General features: G+C 59.2%; 18 protein-coding genes. 2 read left to right on the forward strand and 16 right to left on the reverse strand.

The window, feature by feature from the left end; all coding sequences use genetic code 11:
- Positions 1-10: 10 nt before the first annotated feature.
- The 6 genes from RSE16_02390 to RSE16_02415 all read right to left on the reverse strand — a co-directional run bounded on the left by RSE16_02390 (position 11) and on the right by RSE16_02415 (position 5,399).
- Positions 11-1,360 (reverse strand): S41 family peptidase, encoded by a 1,350-nt coding sequence (locus RSE16_02390; protein WRH76336.1) that lies wholly within the window; start codon positions 1,358-1,360, stop codon positions 11-13.
- Between the two features lie 126 nt (positions 1,361-1,486).
- Positions 1,487-2,635, reverse strand: a complete 1,149-nt coding sequence (locus RSE16_02395; GenBank protein WRH76337.1) for a peptidoglycan DD-metalloendopeptidase family protein — start codon at positions 2,633-2,635, stop codon at positions 1,487-1,489.
- A 5-nt stretch (positions 2,636-2,640) separates the two neighbouring features.
- Positions 2,641-3,063 carry a 23S rRNA (pseudouridine(1915)-N(3))-methyltransferase RlmH gene (locus RSE16_02400; GenBank protein ID WRH76338.1) on the reverse strand — a complete coding sequence of 141 codons (423 nt, stop codon included), beginning with the start codon at positions 3,061-3,063 and terminating at the stop codon, positions 2,641-2,643.
- A gap of 39 nt (positions 3,064-3,102) precedes the next feature.
- Complete coding sequence (gene rsfS / locus RSE16_02405) at positions 3,103-3,447, reverse strand: ribosome silencing factor (protein ID WRH77280.1); 345 nt, start codon at positions 3,445-3,447, stop codon at positions 3,103-3,105.
- A gap of 66 nt (positions 3,448-3,513) precedes the next feature.
- Entirely contained in the window at positions 3,514-4,146 is a 633-nt protein-coding gene (locus tag RSE16_02410) for a nicotinate-nucleotide adenylyltransferase (protein ID WRH77281.1), read from the reverse strand.
- Positions 4,143-5,399, reverse strand: a complete 1,257-nt coding sequence (locus tag RSE16_02415; GenBank protein ID WRH76339.1) for a glutamate-5-semialdehyde dehydrogenase — start codon at positions 5,397-5,399, stop codon at positions 4,143-4,145. The genes RSE16_02410 and RSE16_02415 overlap by 4 nt, the downstream gene beginning before the upstream one ends.
- A 333-nt stretch (positions 5,400-5,732) precedes the next feature.
- Here RSE16_02415 and RSE16_02420 point away from each other — a divergent pair, with 333 nt between their 5' ends.
- Together RSE16_02420 and RSE16_02425 are read left to right on the forward strand one after the other, a co-directional pair.
- Complete coding sequence (locus RSE16_02420) at positions 5,733-6,869, forward strand: M23 family metallopeptidase (protein WRH76340.1); 1,137 nt, start codon at positions 5,733-5,735, stop codon at positions 6,867-6,869.
- Between the two features lies 1 nt (position 6,870).
- The gene (locus RSE16_02425) at positions 6,871-7,275 is read left to right on the forward strand and encodes a polymer-forming cytoskeletal protein (GenBank protein WRH76341.1); all 405 of its coding nucleotides are present in this window, start codon (positions 6,871-6,873) and stop codon (positions 7,273-7,275) included.
- A 48-nt stretch (positions 7,276-7,323) separates the two neighbouring features.
- Here RSE16_02425 and RSE16_02430 read toward each other — a convergent pair whose 3' ends face one another.
- The 10 genes from RSE16_02430 to RSE16_02475 form a co-directional block, all read right to left on the reverse strand.
- Positions 7,324-8,199 (reverse strand): ROK family protein, encoded by an 876-nt coding sequence (locus RSE16_02430; protein WRH76342.1) that lies wholly within the window; start codon positions 8,197-8,199, stop codon positions 7,324-7,326.
- 74 nt (positions 8,200-8,273) lie between these two features.
- Complete coding sequence (locus RSE16_02435; protein WRH76343.1) at positions 8,274-8,933, reverse strand: hypothetical protein; 660 nt, start codon at positions 8,931-8,933, stop codon at positions 8,274-8,276.
- A 4-nt stretch (positions 8,934-8,937) separates the two neighbouring features.
- Positions 8,938-9,486, reverse strand: coding sequence for a hypothetical protein (locus RSE16_02440; protein ID WRH76344.1), 549 nt, complete (start codon positions 9,484-9,486; stop codon positions 8,938-8,940).
- Positions 9,483-9,716 carry a hypothetical protein gene (locus tag RSE16_02445; GenBank protein WRH76345.1) on the reverse strand — a complete coding sequence of 78 codons (234 nt, stop codon included), beginning with the start codon at positions 9,714-9,716 and terminating at the stop codon, positions 9,483-9,485. The genes RSE16_02440 and RSE16_02445 overlap by 4 nt, the downstream gene beginning before the upstream one ends.
- Before the next feature lie 60 nt (positions 9,717-9,776).
- Positions 9,777-10,406 (reverse strand): PilZ domain-containing protein, encoded by a 630-nt coding sequence (locus RSE16_02450; protein ID WRH76346.1) that lies wholly within the window; start codon positions 10,404-10,406, stop codon positions 9,777-9,779.
- 437 nt (positions 10,407-10,843) lie between these two features.
- The gene (locus RSE16_02455) at positions 10,844-12,619 is read right to left on the reverse strand and encodes a hypothetical protein (GenBank protein WRH76347.1); all 1,776 of its coding nucleotides are present in this window, start codon (positions 12,617-12,619) and stop codon (positions 10,844-10,846) included.
- Positions 12,620-13,139: 520 nt separating this feature from the next.
- On the reverse strand, positions 13,140-13,982 hold the full coding sequence (locus RSE16_02460) for a response regulator (protein WRH76348.1): 843 nt from the start codon (positions 13,980-13,982) through the stop codon (positions 13,140-13,142).
- A 149-nt stretch (positions 13,983-14,131) separates the two neighbouring features.
- Positions 14,132-15,448, reverse strand: a complete 1,317-nt coding sequence (locus RSE16_02465; GenBank protein ID WRH76349.1) for an HlyD family type I secretion periplasmic adaptor subunit — start codon at positions 15,446-15,448, stop codon at positions 14,132-14,134.
- Positions 15,449-15,484: 36 nt separating this feature from the next.
- Positions 15,485-17,293: a type I secretion system permease/ATPase gene (locus RSE16_02470; GenBank protein ID WRH76350.1), complete on the reverse strand. Its 1,809-nt coding sequence runs from the start codon at positions 17,291-17,293 to the stop codon at positions 15,485-15,487.
- 2 nt (positions 17,294-17,295) lie between these two features.
- A complete protein-coding gene (locus RSE16_02475) occupies positions 17,296-19,110 on the reverse strand; it encodes a TolC family outer membrane protein (GenBank protein WRH76351.1) in 1,815 nt (604 codons plus the stop codon).
- Positions 19,111-19,120: the final 10 nt, after the last annotated feature.

Raw genomic sequence — 19,120 nt, forward strand, 5'->3', positions numbered from 1 at the left:
GGGAAAATGGTCAATTGCGCTGGGCCGGCCTTGCCTGTGCACCTGCAAATCGCGTGCTTTTGCCAAGTCGGGCGAGCGTCTGCATCGCATAATGCAGCTGGAAATCCTCGATACCCTGCTTTTTCAGCTCTTCAGCCGAAAGCGCAAAACGCGGATCATCCTTCATATCGTCTTCAAGGCTTTTGTCGTCGGCGATGTTTTCATTCACCAGATGGCGGCGCAGATCAGATTCGCGCACGGCAACGCGCTTGCGGTAATCAGGGTCGGAAATCTGGGGCACCGCGATATCGGGCTTCACGCCGCCTTCCTGCACCGACCGGCCCGAAGGCAGGTGATAGCGTGCAACGGTTAGCCGCAATCCGGTTTCGCGCGACAGCGGCAAAAGATTCTGCACCGAACCCTTGCCGAAACTGCGTTCGCCCATAACCAGCGCCCGGCGTTGATCCTGCAACGCGCCAGCAACGATTTCAGATGCCGATGCCGAACCGGCATCGATCAAAACGATCACAGGCTTGCCGCCAGTCACGTCGCCCTTAACCTGGCTTTCGGCGAACCAACGCCCGACGACCACCTTGTCGCGGCCACGTTCGGATACGATTTCGCCCTTATCCAGAAAGGCATCGGAAACCTTGACGGCCTCTTCCAATATACCACCCGGGTTCGAACGCAGATCGACGATATAGCCCTGCGGCTTGCCGCCCAATTGCCGTTCAATACCCTTGATCGCCGAGACGACATCCTCACCGGTCTGTTCGGAAAAGCCGGTGATGGTGATCACGCCGATCCGGTCCTTCACCTCCCATTTCACGGGCTTCAAGTCGATGATCGCGCGGGTGACGGTCACGTCAAAGGGTTCGTCGCGGCCCGGGCGGAAAATGGTCAGCTTGATCGAAGTGCCCGGCGTGCCGCGCATGCGGTTCACCGCATCGTCGATGGTGCCGCCGACGATCAATTCACCGTCGAGGTGGGTGATATAATCACCCGCCTTGATCCCCGCATTGTCGGCGGGGGTATCGGCGGTCGGCGCAATCACCTTCACCGCGCCATCTTCAAGCGTTACCGACAGGCCAAGCCCGCCATATTCGCCATCAATCTGGGTTTGCAGGTCGCGGAAATTGCTTTCATCGAGAAAGGCGCTGTGCGGATCGAGCGTGTTGAGCATGCCCTGGATCGCGCCCTTCATCAGCTGCTCGTCATCGACCTTGTCGACATAATTGGCCTTCACCTTTTTATAGACGGCGATGAATTCGTCCATGTCGCGCAGCGGATCATCCTTGCGCTGCTGTGCAACCAGCGAGGGGCTGGCCAGCGCGCCGATCGCGAATGCGCCGATGCCGGTGATGAGCAGCTTGTTCTTCATGTGCGAACTTTCCTGAAATACTGATCCATCACGGGTTATAGGCTGACAGCCTGCATCCGTAAAAGCGCATTTACCACGAAAAAGAGTTGAATAACGACAGACGCCTACTGCAACGGTCGGGCACGCTCAACCGAGCAGGGTGGCAAGATCGATCAGGCGGCCATTGCGGCGCAATTCGACCATAATTTCAGCATCAGTTCCGACGGCCGTGCCCAGCGATGCGCCCTGATCTACGCGGGAGCCCGCCTCAACAGCAAGGCTTTCCAGCCCGGCAACCAGCGTCGCCCAGCCACCACCATGTTCGATGATCACAATATTGCCGAAGCTGCGATATTGGCCGGCAAAGCTGATTCGCCCGGCCGCAGGCGCAGTGACACGCGCCGATGGCTCGACGGCAAGCCGGATGCCGCGTTCGCGATAGCCAGTGGGGTTCAGCTCACCAAAGCCGGAGATGATGCGTCCAGCAACGGGCAAGCGATAGGCGGTGGCGGCGGCGCTTTTTGCAGGCTTGCTGCCCGGACGCGGTTGCGGGCCATCCAGCTCGGCGAGCGTCGCGGCATTAAGCCCGCTTTCGCGTTCGGCATCGATACGCTCGATCAGGTCGCGGGCGCGCTCACCCTGACCGATGGCCCGTTCAAATTCGAGCGCGGCACCCGCCGTCAGGTCAAGCGCGCGGCCCCTATTATTGCGCACCAGCGCCGCCAGTGCACCCTGCCGGTTGGCGAGATCCGCTCGCGCCTTTTGCAAGGATTTGATCGCGACTTTTTCCTGCGCCTGCAGCTGCCGCTGCAAGGCGATCTGGTTACGGAGCGCCTGTGTGCGCGCGGCGATGACTGGTTCGATTGACGCCATCGATGCCCGCAAACGCACATAATCGCGCCGGTCCCCTGGGCGGGCGAGGAGCAGCGAAACGGGCTGGCGCGTCATATTCTGCAGCAGGGCATTGAGCCGCAGCAAAGGGGCGTTGGCCTCGCCCAGCCGTGCTGCCTGCGCGCGTTGCCGCCGATCGATAATGGCAATTCGCACCTGTGCCGCGGCGATCTGCGCACTGGCTGCGTCAATTTCAGCGGCGAGCGCCGCACGCCGAGCAACCAGCCGGTCGGTTGCCGCCTCGGCAATCGCCGCTTCCTGACGCAGCGCCTCGCTGCGCGCCTCGGCCGCGGCAGCGCGGGCCTTCGCCTCGCGCAGCGCTTCAACATCATTCTGGCCCGCAGCAGCAGACGCCAGAAGTGCCGCCAGCGCGGCAGCGCATCCCATGGTTTTCATACGCCCCATCACGATCATCCTTCGCGATGATAGGGGTGGTTGGCAAGTATTGAAGTTGCGCGGTAAAGCTGCTCCGCCAGCATCGCACGCGCGATCAGATGCGGCCAGGTCGCCCGGCCGAAAGCGATAAGCTGATCCGCCGCGGCGCGATCCGCATCATCAAAGCCATCGGCAGCACCAAGGCAGAAGCGGATTTCCGAAACGCCATCGTCGCGCCAGCGTTCCATGAGCCGCGCCAGTTCCATCGAACTTAGCTGCGCGCCCTTTTCATCAAGCAGCACGGTGCGGCTGTTGCGTTCGGCGGCAGGCAAGGTGCCGCCGCGATCGGGCATTTCGGTGATTTTGTGCGGCCAAGTCAGCCGTTTCAGGTAACGATCAACCAGATCCGCCTCGGGGGAGCGCCCGATCTTGCCGCGCGCGATGATATGCAGCCGCATCCCCGCCCCCTTTCAGATCAACAGGGCGACCCCGCCCGATCAGACGTGCGCTGCTTCTGGCGCGTCGCCAAAGCCCCACATCCGTTCAAGGTTATAGAAGCTGCGCACTTCGGGACGGAACAGATGGACAATCACATCCTCAGCATCGATCAGCACCCAGTCGGCACTGGGCAGACCTTCGATATGCGCATTGCGGCCGGCTTTCTTGATCCGCTCGGCCAGTTTCTGAGCGATTGCCGCCACCTGCCGACTCGAACGGCCGCTTGCGACGACCATATAATCGGCAATGCTGCTTTTGCCCGAAAGCGGGATCGAAACGACCTCTTGGGCCTGATCGTCGTCAAGCGACTGGAGGATGAGCTGGTGCAGTTCGTCAGGCTGCAGGACAGGTCCCTTTTTGGCGGCGGTTTTGCCTGCGGGGACTGTAGCAAGTTGGATCAAAATGGTTCCTCAATACACAGATTTGTGGGTAACGCCGTCGATGACGCGTTTGCCTTCATAGTCGCGATGCCAGTCAGGATTGGCCTGGCGATATGCCGTGGCCGAACGGAGATCGGGGCTGAAGCGCAAAAATACAAGCGCCGGTGTGCTCCACATCGTCCAATTTAGTCGCTGGTCCGAACGCCGGACGAAACGCCTGAGCCAGGCCATTGCAGCACCTGCAACAGCACTATCATCATAGCCGGGACGGGCGACAACCGCAATCGGCATTAGTCGGGCTATATCGCGCCAACGCCGCCAGCGTGTGAAATTTGCCACATTGTCGGCCCCCATGATCCAGATGAAGCGCCGATGAGGATAGCGGCGAACCAGTTTTTGCAGCGTGTCGATCGTATAGCGCGTGCCCATTTGAGCCTCGATCGCCGTCACGCGGATCGGCGCGCGACGGGCCATTTTCCGGGCAGATGCAAGCCGTGCGGGCAGCGGTGCCATGTCTTTCGCGTCGGCTTTCAAGGGGTTGCCGGGCGATACGAGCCACCAGATTTCGTCCAGTTCCAGCGCTTCACGCACAAAAAGGCTAATCGCCCGGTGCCCGCCATGCGCCGGATTGAACGATCCGCCAAGAAGTCCGGTAAGGGTCAGGGCCGCACCTGCCCATTGCCATGGACCAGCCATTTATAAGTCGTCAGCCCTTCGAGCGCGACCGGGCCGCGCGCGTGAAGGCGGCCGGTAGCAATGCCGATTTCCGCGCCGAGACCGAATTCGCCGCCATCGGCAAATTGGGTAGATGCATTGTGCATCACAATCGCACTGTCGACACCCGCCAGAAACGCCTTTGCGGCGGCATCATCAGCGGTGATGATCGATTCGGTGTGCTGAGATCCATAATGGGCGATATGGTCGATGGCATCATCGACGCCCGACACCATCTTGGCCGACACGATCGGCTCCAAATATTCGGTGCCCCAATCTTCTTCGTCAGCAGCAATAGTGCGCGGATCGATTTCCATCAGCATATCGTCAGCACGCACTTCACAGCCAGCATCGATCAACGCGCCAATCAATCCGGCGGGATCAGGATAATCCTGATCGATCAGCAAGGTTTCAGTGGAGCCGCAAATCCCCGTCCGCCGCATCTTGGCATTAACGACAATCGCCTCTGCCATCGCAGGGTCAGCCTTTGCATGGACATAAGTGTGGCAGATGCCATCAAGATGGGCGAGCACGGGAACGCGCGCTTCTTCCTGCACGCGGGCGACGAGTGACTTTCCGCCGCGCGGGATCACCATGTCAATCTGTCCTTGTGCGGCCAGCAGTGCGCCAACCGCTGCACGGTCCTGCGTCGGGACAAGCTGCACGGCATCGGCAGGCAGCCCGGCAGACACTACACCCTTTATCATGGCGGCATGGATTGCGCGGTTGCTGTGCACCGCCTCGCTTCCGCCACGCAGGATCACCGCATTGCCTGCGCGCAAACCCAGCGCTGCGGCATCGGCGGTCACATTGGGGCGGCTTTCATAAATGATCGCCAATACGCCAACCGGCACCCGCACCCGTTCCATGACAAGGCCATTGGGCCGTTCAGTGCGATCGATGATCTGACCAACCGGATCGGCCAGATGCGCGACCTGTTCAACCGCTGCGGCAATCGATTCGAGCCTCGCCGGATCCAGTTTCAGTCGGTCGAGCATCGCGGCAGACAGGCCATGTTCTGCGCCGGCGGCCATATCCTTTGCATTGGCGGCCAATATCTCTGTAGAGGCCGCCCGCAAGGCTGCGGCAGCCGCAATAAGCGCCTGCGCCTTTTGATCGTCGCTGACCGCGGCGATGGTGCGCGCGGCGGCGCGGGCGCGGGTCGTAAGATCGGAAACAATCTGCTGGATAGTGTCGGTCATCTACCCCGTCCCTAACCACCGCGGGGACAAAGCGAAAGTGGCGAGTCCGGCGCGCTTGCAGCAATTGATGCGCGCGCATCGGTGATTCGCATTAATTACTTGAGATTACATCATTTTTAACAAATTTACATTTGAAGCAGCCTGTCCGCCCACTGCAAAATCCGCTAAAATTTCCGCGTCTGCAAACGGTTCGCCGCACGACTCGCCCGACTCGGCACGAGTCGACGCCGCATGATTCGTCAGCGGCAAATTGACCTGTTAAGCGGCCGCCACAAGAAATAAACGGGGTGGGTCGTGTCACTAAAGGCCAGTATGTCCGGTTGGAAAAACCGGGTGGCCGGATGGTTCGTTGATCGCGAATTTTTCATGCGGTCAAACGGTCAGGTCCGGTTTCTGAAAATCTCTGCCCGATTGCAACGGCGGGTTGCTGGCACGGCTGCGGCTGTCGTCGGCCTGTGGCTGGTTGTGACCCTCGGCATGATGATCAATCAGATAAGCCTTTCATCCGAGCGCATGATGCTCAGCGCGCAACAGGAACGGGTTGAAACCGATCAGGAGCGGATCGAGAAATATCGCGGCGACATGGATGCCGTTGCCAAGGATCTGCAGGCCCGGCAGGAATTGACCGAGCGCGCCTTTGAAGAACATTTCGGTGATATGCCGACCGAGCAGGCAGCGCCCGAAGCCAGCGGTGCCGCAGCCGAAACCGCGAAAAAGATCGGCCTTGCCGTTCCCGGCGCCGCACGGCTTGCCGAAATCGAAGCCCGCCAGATAGCCTTTGTCGAACGGATGACCAAAATTGCGATCACCCGTTCGCAAAAGGCGGAAAGCGCGATTCGCCAATTTGGCCTCAACCCCGATCAACTCGCCCGTGAAGCGAAGGACGGCATGGGCGGCCCGTTCATTCCCTTTTTCAGCAGCAAGAAAAAGCAAGTCCGTGACCCCCGCTTTACGCGCATGTTGAATGCGCTTGCGCGGATGGAAGCGATGGAAATGGCATTGGCGGGAATTCCCACCAGCATGCCGGCAGCGATCGGGCTGATGTCGAGCGGCTTCGGCTATCGCGCCGATCCCTTTACCGGCGCGGGCGCAATGCACGCCGGGCTGGATTTCAAAGGCCCGGTCGGTACGCCTATCCTTGCAGCCGCCGACGGCAAGATCACATCCGCCGGTTGGCACGGCGGCTATGGCAAGACCATCGAGATTACACATGCCAACGGTCTGGTGACGCGCTATGCGCATCTTTCCGGTTTCACTGTGTCCATCGGGCAAGAAGTGAGGCGGGGGGTGCAAATCGGCCGCATGGGTTCAACCGGCCGTTCGACCGGTTCGCATCTGCATTTTGAAGTGCGCATCAATGGTGCCGCAATCAACCCGAAGAAGTTCCTGGAGGCAAATCCCGATGTTCTCGAAATCCAAGCCGTCGCCGGAAACCGGCCCACAGGCGTCACCGCCACAGGGACGCAATAATATGCGCGGTTCGGGACACACATTTTCGGTGATCGCATCGGATGTTGAAATCACCGGCAATCTGTCGGCCAAGGTCGACCTGCATATTGATGGCAAGATCCATGGCGACGTCACCTGCGGTTCGATCGTCCAGGGCGAAGGCAGCGTGATCGTCGGTAAGATTGTCGCCGAAACGGCGCGGCTTTCGGGCAGGGTCGATGGCTCGATCGAGGCAGGCGATCTTGTGATAGAGTCCAGCGCCCGCATTTCCGGCGATGTTCTTTACCAGAGCCTTTCGATCGCACCGGGTGGTCAGGTTGAAGGCAAGTTCAAGCATCGCGGCAGCCAGCAGCCCAATATTGCAAAGGCGACGGTCGATATCAGCCGCAACGATCCACTGATCCTCGGCGCTGACGCCAGGGTTTAAGCAGGGACGCAGCTGAAGATCATTTCTTCAGCTGCGCAGCCTTTTTGATTATTCCGGTGCGGCACTCTGGGCGAGCGCAAAAGCCCCCATCAGCCCGGCATTATCCCCAAGGCCCGGGGCCGATATCATCGTCGATGCATCGCTGCGGAAATAGCCGCCTCCCAGCTCCACGGCTTTTTCGCGAACGCGATCGATCAGGCCCGGCGTCGCCATTACGCCGCCGCCCAAGATCAGCTTTCCGGGTTCGAAAATCGCCTGCATGCTGACAACCAGCTGAGCGATGTACCAACTGATGATATCATGCGCAGGGTGATCGGGCGGCAGATCGGATAGCGTCTTGCCCCAGCGATCGAAAATGGCAGGCCCGGCCGTCAGCCCTTCGACGCAGTCGCCATGAAAGGGGCATTTGCCGGCATAGTCCAGATCGTCGGGGTGGCGCGGTAGACGAAAATGGCCCATTTCGGGATGCCCTTTGCCGCGCAGCGGCCGCCCGTTGATCACGGCCCCTCCGCCAACGCCGGTGCCGATGGTGAAGTAAAGAACGACCTGCTCGCCCTTGCCCGCGCCCCATGTCGCCTCTGCCAGCGCCGCGCCATTGACATCGGTATCGACGATCACCGGGCAGGCGAAACGACGTTGCAGCGGCCCGGCCAGATCAGCGCCCGTCCAGCCGGGCTTTGCAGTCTTCAATATATGGCCCCATTGCGGCGATGCGGGATCAAGCTCGACCGGGCCGAATGTGGCCAGCCCGATAGCGGAATAAGCTCCGCGCGCGCCGAACCATTCAAGCATCGCGCCGATGGTTTCGTCGGGCATCAACGTGGGGATGCGCGTCCGATCGAGGATGGTGCCATTGGCGTCGGCCACGCCGAGGACGAATTTGGTGCCGCCTGCTTCGATCAGGCCATATCTGGGCTCATTCATGGCGCGACGATGTGCGCGCTATCGCCTGAAACTGCAATCCGAAAATCCGGACAGGATGGGCCAAATGATGTGTATCACCTGACCCAGCGGGAGCGTTCCAGCCCAGTCATCGGACGGAGGAATTCTAGGCCCACCAGATTGAGAAACTGCCATTTAACGACACCGCAAATCGGGCGATGGTCGTTGCAGGCCAGCTGGATGCGCTCACCAAGATCCAGATGCAGCGCCAAGCCGATGATTGCGCCCTTGCGGTTGAAATGGACCAGTTTTGCGTCAGCCAGTATGGACTGGTAGCGCGCCGATATATCCGCGCCCAGTTCCATGATCTTCTGCACCTTCTTGCCGGTGCTTGCCCCCGTCATGGTGGCGAGGACATTATTATCGAAATAGGTCCATTCTGCGACGTTGACGGTGTAGGATGCGTCATCCTGCGCGATGATATCGCCGCTCACGATGCTCTGGTCATGAAGGAAGATATCGACATTGCTGCCATTGCCAAAAAGGCCGGCTGCGGCCGGGATATGGTCTTCCACACGGTCCGGCGTCAGGGTGTCAAAACATTCGACATGGTGAACGTCGCTTCGGGTTTTTGATATACGAATTGTCGGTCGCGTTTCCTGCCGGTCCTTGATCGCGGTGAAGCGGTGGAGGACGTTCGACAATAACGATGTAAGTGGATTCGCACCGTTGGCACCGGTGATCTGATCCGGCTGATCGAATGTGTAGCTTTTCATATCATCATTCCATAACCATGCGGTAACGCAGCAAAAATTGGCCGATGTCGGTGGGTGAAAGATCGCCGTCTGTGCGAACCTTGAAGCGCAAATGGGTTACGCGGCTGTCGACCCCGTCAATGCCGGGAGTCGGAACATAATCGAAAGTTCGGCCACCATTGTCAGAGAATTCGACGCAGTCAGCAGACGAAGCCAATGTCTCGATGCTGCAACCGTCGCGGCCACCACCGCTTTGATTGACAAATTCAAACGCAGTGCCGGGTGCTGCATCTGGCATTCCGACAATCAGCATCAGCTGCGGCGGAACCGGGCTGGTGATTGCAAAGATATTGTTTGCCGTTGTCGCCCGGGCGACGTTCGAAACCGCCAGTTCATATTCAATCACCGCGCCCGGCAAGGCTTTGGGGCGAAGCGATCCGAGCGGGTCGGCAATGACGCGACTGGTGAGCCGGATCTGGGGAGCAAGCGCGGGTGCCGATTGCGCGAAGGCGTCATACGGCAGCTGGCTTAGCAGCAGGGCGATGATCGCCGAAGTGAAGGTGGCGCTTTTCATTCGAAAGTCACCAGCAAACAGCGCTGGTCGGTGCCGATGTCGGCACAGGTGCGAACTATCTGGCCTTGGCGCGGAGCGTTGCGCATCTGGGTGTGTGCCGCCGTTCCGGCAGACGGAGCGCGCTGAAACGATACCTTTGCCATCTCGATGACCTCGACCGTGGCGACGATAGGCGTGGCGCGATTATGGCGTGGCGGCTCTTCAGCGGCTGAGGCAAGCTGCGGATGCATTATCGCACAAAGCCCCAATGTGCATGTAGAAAGAGAGGCGGCGATCCGCATCTTAGTCTATCAGGATGACCAGGTGAGCAGTTCGGAAATCGACAATTTCCGGACGAAGATCACGCCAATCTGGGTGCTCGTTTGCCACGCGACTCGGGCAGTGATGGGCGCCCGGTCCCAACCGCGAATTTGAATCTCGTTAAGCGGCGGCAGCGGCTGTTCAGTTTCGATCTTGGCCCCGCCAACCGATAGATCGACCAGACTGGCCTTATAGGTGCCGCACTTGGCGTGCAGCGTTACGGCAACACCGATCGATACGCGCGGGCGCCTTTTGGGCTGCAGAGCGCCATCCTGTTCAGCTTGGCGGATGCGGGCGATGGGATCACAACCATCGACAAACTGCATCGCGAAGGAATTGATCATGCGTTCGGTGATGATGCCGCGCAATGCGCCAGTATCGTCAAAATCAATCTCGACCGATTCACCGATTAGGAGCGGCAGATAGGCATCGAAGCGTGCGAAGTTTTTGGACAATTGGCGGACAACGATCATCGCTTCGTTTCCGTTCAGCAGGCTTTTCAGCCGCGCAATCTTGAGAAGACGGATCGGCTCGCCATTGCCATTTTCCTCTGCGTCGCGCGATGCGCGATCAGGGTTTGCTGGGGTTGTTGAAGCGAAGCTTTCGGGGTAGGCGGCCATCGGTTCATCCTGCCGATCTGTCTAAGGTCAGGTTGCAAGAGACCTGATCACCGCGCCGTCGTGACGTTGGAGCTGGGCGCGCGAAATCGCGCGCATAATTGCGCCTTTAAGCCGGACGTTTCGAGATCAGGTCGGTAAAGCTATTTTCTGCGTCGGCGCCGCAGGGCATATTGTAGCGCCGACGCAGAAAAGGAAACGAGTGGGGTCCGCCTAACCCGACCAAGGACCAGTTATGTCGAGCAAATAAGGCAGCCCGTTTCCATGTCCAACTAACTACCCAGCTTTAATGCCGAAAAGCAGTGTTACACCGTTAAATATATATGTAACACCATATTTTGTGGTCATTTGGGCAATATAGATCAATATATAGACTGCAGCAGAAGATTTGCTAATGCCTGTTAACATATGTAACGGCATGAAACGAAGCGCCGGCAGTATCAGACGTCGGACAAAACGGCTTTCTCACGCAATAGGTTGAGAATTCGGGTCCGATTGGCTTTGGAGAAAACAGTCTTTTGCAACAGTTCATCCGGAGTCGCACCCGGCCGCCGCTGCAGTTTCACAAAAGCAGCCCAGCTTTGGCGGCTCAATGCTGCATTACCAAAATAAGCTGCGATGATCGCATCACTCAAAAGGCTATCCGGGTCCGCCGAAACAGAGGCGGACCGGCGGGGGCTGACCGAACCTAAAATGTCGGAGCGACCTGATTTCAACGCAAGATTGACAATCGCAAGGCCGAGTGACGACTGGCCGTCAACGCGGGACGCCAGAGCCCGTTCCACCAATTCCGGACCGCCGGGCAAAGCGCATTCTTCAGCAAAGCTTGCCAGATAGACGGTTGCCGTGCGATCGTAGGGATTATAGCGCAACGCCTCTTCGGCATGGTAATTGCCGGCTGCGCATGAATTCTGGATATAATTCATCCACGCCAGCGCAAAATGCCCCGATGCTTCGTCAGGATAGGTCTCGATCGCACGCTCAGCCAGATCTTCGCCATTCGCTATCGCCAAGGACTGGCTGTTAAATAGACCCTCTTGGACCGAGCGCATCGCAGCGGAGCTCAACCGAACAGCTTCCAGTTGGGGATTGCCGAGCGGCTGATCGAGGCACTGCTTTACATTCTCCGCAGAGACGAAAGTCTTGCCCGCAATGACAGCCTGTGCCGCAACAAGGCAGCGATAGCCGCTATATTTTTGAGTGTCACCCGACGCCAGTTCGCGCCGACCAATCACGCCCAGCGGAGTAGTGATCTGGACCAATGCCTGGTGCAACTGGGGCTGGATCGGCTTGCTATCATCGATCGGATAGCTTTCAGACCAAATGATGCGGCCGTCAGATTTGTCGATCATTTCCATCAACAATTGCCGGCCATCACCGCCCAATCGCGTGAGATTCGCGTCTAATCGATAATCCGCGCGCGCACTGCCGCTATCATTGCCTTCGACGCTGCCCAACGTGTCGACGGCCCAGCTTTGGGCGATGCCATTCTCCAGCGCATGTTCGATTTCGCCTGCGATTTCGCGCGAAAGCGGATCGGCGCCTGTAGAAATATCGCTGATGCGCAGCACGGGCGCATGCACGCCTTGCAATACGCCTTCGCCCTTGCCAAATTTTGGGACAAAAAGCACCGCGGCGACCAACGCCGCTGCCGCAGCGCCGCCCCACAATACTGCCTGAGGGAGCTTGAACCTGTTCCTGCCCGCCACCACCAATGGTGCGGCCTTGGCAATTGCGGCGGGTTCATCATGATCAGCTCTGGTCCCGACAGTGCCGGATTCGGCCACAGCAACCGGTTCCACCTCAACCGCAGACGAACCAAGGCGGCGGCGTGCATTGCGAACGACGATATCGGGATAGGCGATGGAAAATTTTGCCAAGCGAACGCGGTAACTGCCCGGCAGAATATAGATGCACAACTCACCAACCGGTTCGTAACGTGCGTAAAAGGATGACAGGAAATTGCGCAGGCGCATCACCTGCACGCGGGGATAGCTGTCGGCCTGCGCGTCAAAATCAGCTGCGCGACCAAGGCCATCAACTGCAACCGTATAGCTTTTCAGCGTTTCACCTTCGCCCCTCAGCGTGGCGCCGACAAGATAGGCCAGCAATTGTGAAAGCTTGGGCGATTTGCGAAACATGCTGCTCGCCAGCAGATACTCCATTTCGCGCCGCAAGGCAGCGTCGAAGCTCCGATCATCGGATAGATCATGCATGTCCATTAACTGCCTGATATGTTTGAAACTGGCATCGACAAGATGCGCCCAACAGGCACGAGCCAGAAGGGTTCAAAAGGCCAAAAATTCAGTTTCATCCCAACCGTTTTGTGCAACTATAACCATCCAACAAGCCGAAAACCAAAAAAATTCGACTTATGTTCCGACGCGATTTGGCATTAACCAAGTAAGTGGCCGCACATGCAGCTAATTAACTTGGCGCGATGACGGTTTGACCACCCTGTTATCGTTGGCAATGCTGGCTATCCCCTTTTGCCATGCATTCTGTTTCCGCCCGAAATCGAGCGGCGAGGAGAAACGCCCCGGTCAATCCTGCTTTTGCAAGATTGCACCGGGGCCCTCGGAACTCCCCTGAAAAGCGGAGCGTTGATGCGACCCGAGGCTCCTCTCCTCTCCCGAGAAGCCTAGGTCTAACCCGACCATCATAAAGCGCACATATAATCGCTGCAGCATTGCGAGTGATTTCATCCGATTTGGATGGAAACTGCGTAAGTCGCGCCTAGCGGTGCTGCATTTTCCAGCCGGTTTCGAGATATTGCTTCATCATCGCACTGGCTTCGGGTTCAAGTTCGAGCATCTTGCGCCGCTTATCGGTCGGATCGGTCCAGCGCCGGACAAGCCCTGCCTCGACCAAGCTGTTCACATGCCGCAGCGCAGTACTGAAGGGGACCAAAGTTGTGGCGCAAACGCTGGATGCCGCAACCGGCTCGCCGCGGAAACTGGCGGCCGCAAGATCAAGCAATATATCCCATGACGGGCCCGAAAACAGCTCCGGATCAAAGAAGCGCGCCCGATTCTGCTGATATTTCAGTAGCTTCTGGACAAATGTGCTCAATTCCTCAGGTGTCGGTTCCGAATCAGCATTCGCGACATCCATGGCGTCCGCGTCATGCGCGGTAAGCGCACGCTCTGCCTCAAAACCGGCAAGCTGGAACTTGAACGTCATGCTGGCAAGGTTAGCAGATGCGCGCCGCAACGCCCCGGCGAGTGCATCAGTTGACACCGGTTTGGATAGAAAATCCATCGCACGGTAACGCATTGCAAGCGTCGCCGCCTCTAGGCTGGGAATGCCGGTAACAACCAGGGCGACGATCGGCCGCTTTGGCATGAACCGCAGCGCAAGTTCCTCAAGAAAAGTGTGGCCGTCCATGCCTGGCATGCGCAGATCGGTGATGACGATCCCGATATCTGGATTGTCGGCAATCATTTTCAGCGCCGACATGGCATCCGTCGCACAAGCGACATCATAACCGAGATTAGTCAGCGCCTCTTGGCTTTCGTCCAGGCAGTATGCGTCATCATCCACCAGCAGGACAGACGCCGCTTTTTCAACTGTGGTCAAAACACGCTCCAATCGAACTCGTGACACCGACCTTATCCGCACTCAACGCAGAGCGCAATGCGCAGTAAAATACGGTAACGCGTTGCAGGATGCCGGCAACAGGAATCGCCCGCCCTGCCCTGGCGGCAAAACGAACCCGCAATGCCAGCTTATTGTCTGAAGGCCTTTTCCAACTGGTCAAGAATGGGTTTTAGCAAATAGCTCATAAATGCACGCGCGCCCGTCGTGATATAGGCTTCAACGGGCATGCCATTTGTCAATTGCGCGCCGGCAACCGACCGTAAATGCCCCTTTTCGCCGGCCACACGGACGCGATAATAAGGCTGGCCGGTGCGTGGATCTTCGGTCCGCTCGGGCGAAATGAAGGTCACCTTGCCCAGCACTTCGGGCGATTGTGCGGCCTGCAGCGCGGAGAAGCGCAGGCGCACCTCTTGCCCCAAGCGCACCTGATCGATGTCGGCGGGGCTGACGCGCACTTCGGCGACAAGATTGTCATTGGCAGGCACAATCCGCAGCAACGGCTGACCGGCGGGGATCGCGCTGCCCGGTGTTACAAAGCTGATCGCATCGACAAAGCCATCTTGCGGGGCACGGATAGTCGCCTTTTCCAAGGCATATTCGGCGTCAACCGATCGCAACTTCCCCTCGGTCAGCGTATTGACCACATCGTTCAGCTCCTGGCCTGCCGAAGTGCGCAGCGACTGCCGGTACATATTCATTTCGCGCGATGTTTCGGCGATACGCGCTTCGGCTTGGCGGATGCTGGCTTCCAGCGTCGCAATCTCTCCGCGGAGCGATACGTCCGAACGTTCGATCTCGTTGAGCCGGTTGATCGTCACCAGTTCCTGCGCATAAAGCTCCCGCAGGCCGCGCAATTCAGGGGCGAGCAGTGCCTGTTGCTTGCGCAGGGCGCCAATGCGCGAGCGATAGCCGGTAATTTCCGCCTGCAACTGCGTTTGACGCGCCGAAAGCATGGCAATCTGCGCGCTTTTTTCTGCGCGCCGCGCTTCAAACAATTGCTGTTCGCGCGCAATCGCGGTCTGGACTTCGGGATTGCTGCCCGCGCCCCCAAATGTGGCCTGCGGGCGGCCGGCGAGCTCGGCTTCAAGCCGTTCGCGGCGCGCCGACAAGGCGGATACGCTTTCGGTCGACGCCGCAACCGAGGCCAGGGTGACGTCCGTATCGAGCTGCATCAGCACCTCTCCCCGGCGGACCATCTGGCCTTCATGCACCCGGATGTCGGCCAAGATACCGCCTGTCTGGTGCGAAACCGATTTCGTCTGGCTGGTAACCGACAGATTACCCGCCGCGATCACCGCGCCTGATACCTTGACGACAGTCGACAGCGCGATGAGCGCGCCAATCGTTATGACGACGCTGGCATAAGCCAGTCGCTGCCGCTTCTTCGCCTTACCGGGGACCACGGCTGTGGCGGCGGCAAAGGCGGACATATTGGGTTCGATCATGGAAGATATCCGGAGTTAGGATGAGGCATGGAAAGATCAGGCAGCGGTTGCATGTGTTGGGGCATGCACTGGGGCTTCCGCAGTCGGGGGTGCCGCGGGCGCCGCCGCTCCGGTAGGAGCCATGGGTTGAACATTATTGCGTTCGGCAAGCGCGCGCAGCACCTCTTCTTGCGGGCCGAACTGCCGCACCTTGCCTTCGGCCAAATACAGAATGTGCGAAGCGAAGCGCAGCACCGACTGGCGATGGGTGACAATGACCGCAGTTGATCCGATTTTCTTGAGGTTGATCAGCGCCAAACCAAGCGCAGCTTCGCCCGCCGGATCGAGATTGCTGTTCGGTTCATCAAGAACGACAAAGCAAGGATCCTTGTAAAGCGCGCGCGCAAGCCCAATCCGCTGGCGCTGACCGCCCGACAAGTTGCGCCCATCTTCCCCGACCTCGGTTTCATAACCGTCGGGAAGATGCAGAACCAGGTCATGTACGCCGGCAAGTTCGGCTGCGCGGGTGATCGCTTCCGACGATGCGTCGGGATCAAAACGGGCGATATTCTGCGCAACGGTGCCATCCATCAGCTCAACCGATTGCGGCAGATAGCCGATATGTTGGCCCAAAACGTCTGCATCCCATTGTTCGAGTGCCGCGCCGTCGAGACGGACCGTGCCTTGCAGGCTGGGCCAGGCGCCGACAAGGGCGCGAGCAAGGGTGGATTTACCCGCAGCGCTGGGGCCGATCACGCCGACAATCGATCCACTAGGGCAGGAGAAACTGACCGAATCGAGCGTTGGCCGTTCCTTGCCCGGAGGGGCAACGCACAGCCCTTCAACGTCCAGCGCGCCCTTGGGACGCGGCAGCAAAGTGCGCGCAGGCGGAATGCCATAGCGGTTGATCGCTTCATTCAACCGCTTCCAGCTGAAGCGGGCCATGGAAAATGCGCGCCATTGGCCAATTGCCTGATCGATCGGCGCAAGTGCACGGCCGGCAAGGATCGAGCTGGCAAAAATCACACCAGCAGAAACCTGACCATTGATCACCAGCAAGGCGCCGACCGTCAGCAATACCGACTGGATGAACATCCGCATTGTGCGGCTGATTGTCGACACAAGGATAGTCGTGTCGTTGACCGCGGACTGGCGCGTCGCCAGCCGGCCGTTCAGTTCGAGGAACATGCGCGCAAAGCGCGAGCGCATGCCCAGCGACTGGACGGTTTCCGCATTGCGCCTTTTGCGCTCGATCAAGCGGCTGCGCGACTGTGTCATTTCGCCGATTGCACCGATTGAATTCTGGTTGATCCGTTCAGATACAAAGGTCAGCGCGACCAGAACCAGCGCGCCGCCCAGCGCAGCAACACCGAGCCAGATGTGCAGCATCGACAGAATGGTGATAAAGAAGATGATCCAGGGCAAATCCATCAGCGCGCCCGGGCCAGGGCCGGCGATGAAGGAGCGGATCTGTTCCAGATCGCGAAGCGGGCTGTTGCCTGCATCGTCGCGCGATCCCCGCACGGCCAGTTCATGCGCCGAATGCAGCGCAAACGGACTGACATCGTCTTCCAATTGGACGGCAACGTCGGACAGCATCCGGCCGCGCAGCACCTCAAAATAGGCCTGAGCCACATAGATAAAGGCGCTGATCCCGAACAGGCCGAAAAGCGTCTGAAGGCTTTGCGACGGCAAGGCGCGATCATAGACCATCATCATGTAGATTGATCCATTGAGCACAAAGACGTTGATCACCGCTGACAGCAAGAAAATTGCAATCAGCGCGCTGCGTGAGCGGCGAAGCAGGAATTTGATCTTGTCTTCCGAAGCCGGCAAAGTGGCTTTGGCGAGGGGTTGGTCGTTCATTTTCACTTTCCTGCCTTCCGGCTTTTCTGTTCAATCCACTGCACAGCGCCAAAGGTCGCAACCCGCCGTACGATGCAGCTTTGACCCTGCACGCGCAGATCGCTGCACGCGGTTTCGGCTTCGCTGAAATCGGCAAAAGCACCGATTGCGAGGCGGTAGACTGTTTTCGGCGCGTCAGGCGCTAGGGCGACCATCGGTGTGCCGCCGGGAATGATACCCCCGATCACGGGCTGCAATTGGTCCCAATGGGCGCGCGCCGCAGCAGCACTTTCATGCGCGGCAAGCTGGACAACCCAATGGGTCGACGGAAATGGTGACCATTTTTCCTCCGCTGACTTTGCGACCCGCATTTCGGCAGGTCGCAAAGCCGCTGTGGCAGCGGGTGATGCTGGCAACGGAGGCTCAGAAACGGCGGATGAAACGGGTGAGGATGGCATCGCCATCATGGGCGGCTGCAAACGCACCGGTGCAAGATCCGCGTCGGGCACCAAATTTTGCGATGGCGCATCTGGGCCCATGGCGGCAGCTGATCCATTTGGCGATGAAAATTCGCGAATGGTCGGCAATTCAGCCGCTGCCGATCCGCCAATGCCGAAGTTACGCGCCTGCGCGCGGCCCATCGTCATCAACAACGAAAAGGCGGCGAGATAGGAATCCCGCTCCGCATTGGCGAGTTGGACCTGCGCGTTGCGCAATTCCTGTTCGGCGTTGAGAATATCGAGAATCGTGCGCGAGCCGACATCGCTTTCGGATCGAACACCGCTCAGCGCCTGTTGCGTTGCCGTGACGGCCTGACCGCTGGCAACAACCACTTCCTTCGCAGCACGCCAGTTGGCGAAATCGCTGCGGGCACGGGCAACGAGAACGCGCTCAATCCCCTGCGCTTCCTGAAGCGCCTGCATCTCGCGTGCAGTTGCCTGACTAACCCGGGCGGGCACCTGACCGCCACGAAACAGCGACATGTTCATCGTGACGCCAACCGTCGCGCCAAAACGGCTGTCATCGGGAATGGTCGGCTGCAGCTGACGGTCGGAATAACGGCCATTAAGCACTGCGGACACTTTTGGCAGGGCCTCTGCGCGCGCGGCTTTAACCTCATAGCGTTGCGATTCGAGCTTTGATCGCGCCGAGATAAGCTGGGGGTTTTCCTCCAATGCGGTGGCAGCGGCCATTTCCGCATTGGCCGGCAGATCCTGCAGCGGTGGCAATGGCGTAAGCCGGACAACCTCCAACCCTGTCAACCGGCGAAATTCTTCAATAGAACCCTTAAGCTGCGCTTCTGCCGTTTCCAGCTCGCCCCGCGCGATTGCGGCCCGCGATTCGGCCTGAGCGACGTCGGTGCGCGTCAAGTCGCGCGCCCTGAACCGCGCCCGCGTTGCATTCAGGGTTGTGGTCAGGCTGCGCAGATTGTTGCGCGTCAAATCGACAATCTGCTGATCCCGGATGACATCGGCATAGGCCGTGACCACGGCACCAAACACACCCATTTCCGCCGCGGCAATGCCGAAAGACGACGCATCCGAGCGCGATCGCGCCGCACGCACGCCGTTGCGCACCGCGCCGCCCTGAAACAGCGGCATGCTGACCTCACCGGAAACATCGACCCGGCCCCTGTTAGTGGTCGAGCCGGAAAGGGTTTCGCTTAATCCAACGGTGGTGCCCACCGTCGGCAGGCCGCCCGCTTTCGAAATGGTAATGCCGGCGCGGTCGGCATCATTCTGTGCCCGCGCACTCGCGATTTCTTCACTCCGGTCATAGGCGTGCTGCAAGGCCTCTGGCAGGCTTTGCGCGGCTACAGGCTCGGCCGCAAATATCATCGCAATCGAT

Source organism: Sphingobium sp. (genome assembly GCA_035196065.1).
GTDB classification, from domain to species: Bacteria; Pseudomonadota; Alphaproteobacteria; order Sphingomonadales; family Sphingomonadaceae; genus Sphingorhabdus_B; species Sphingorhabdus_B rara.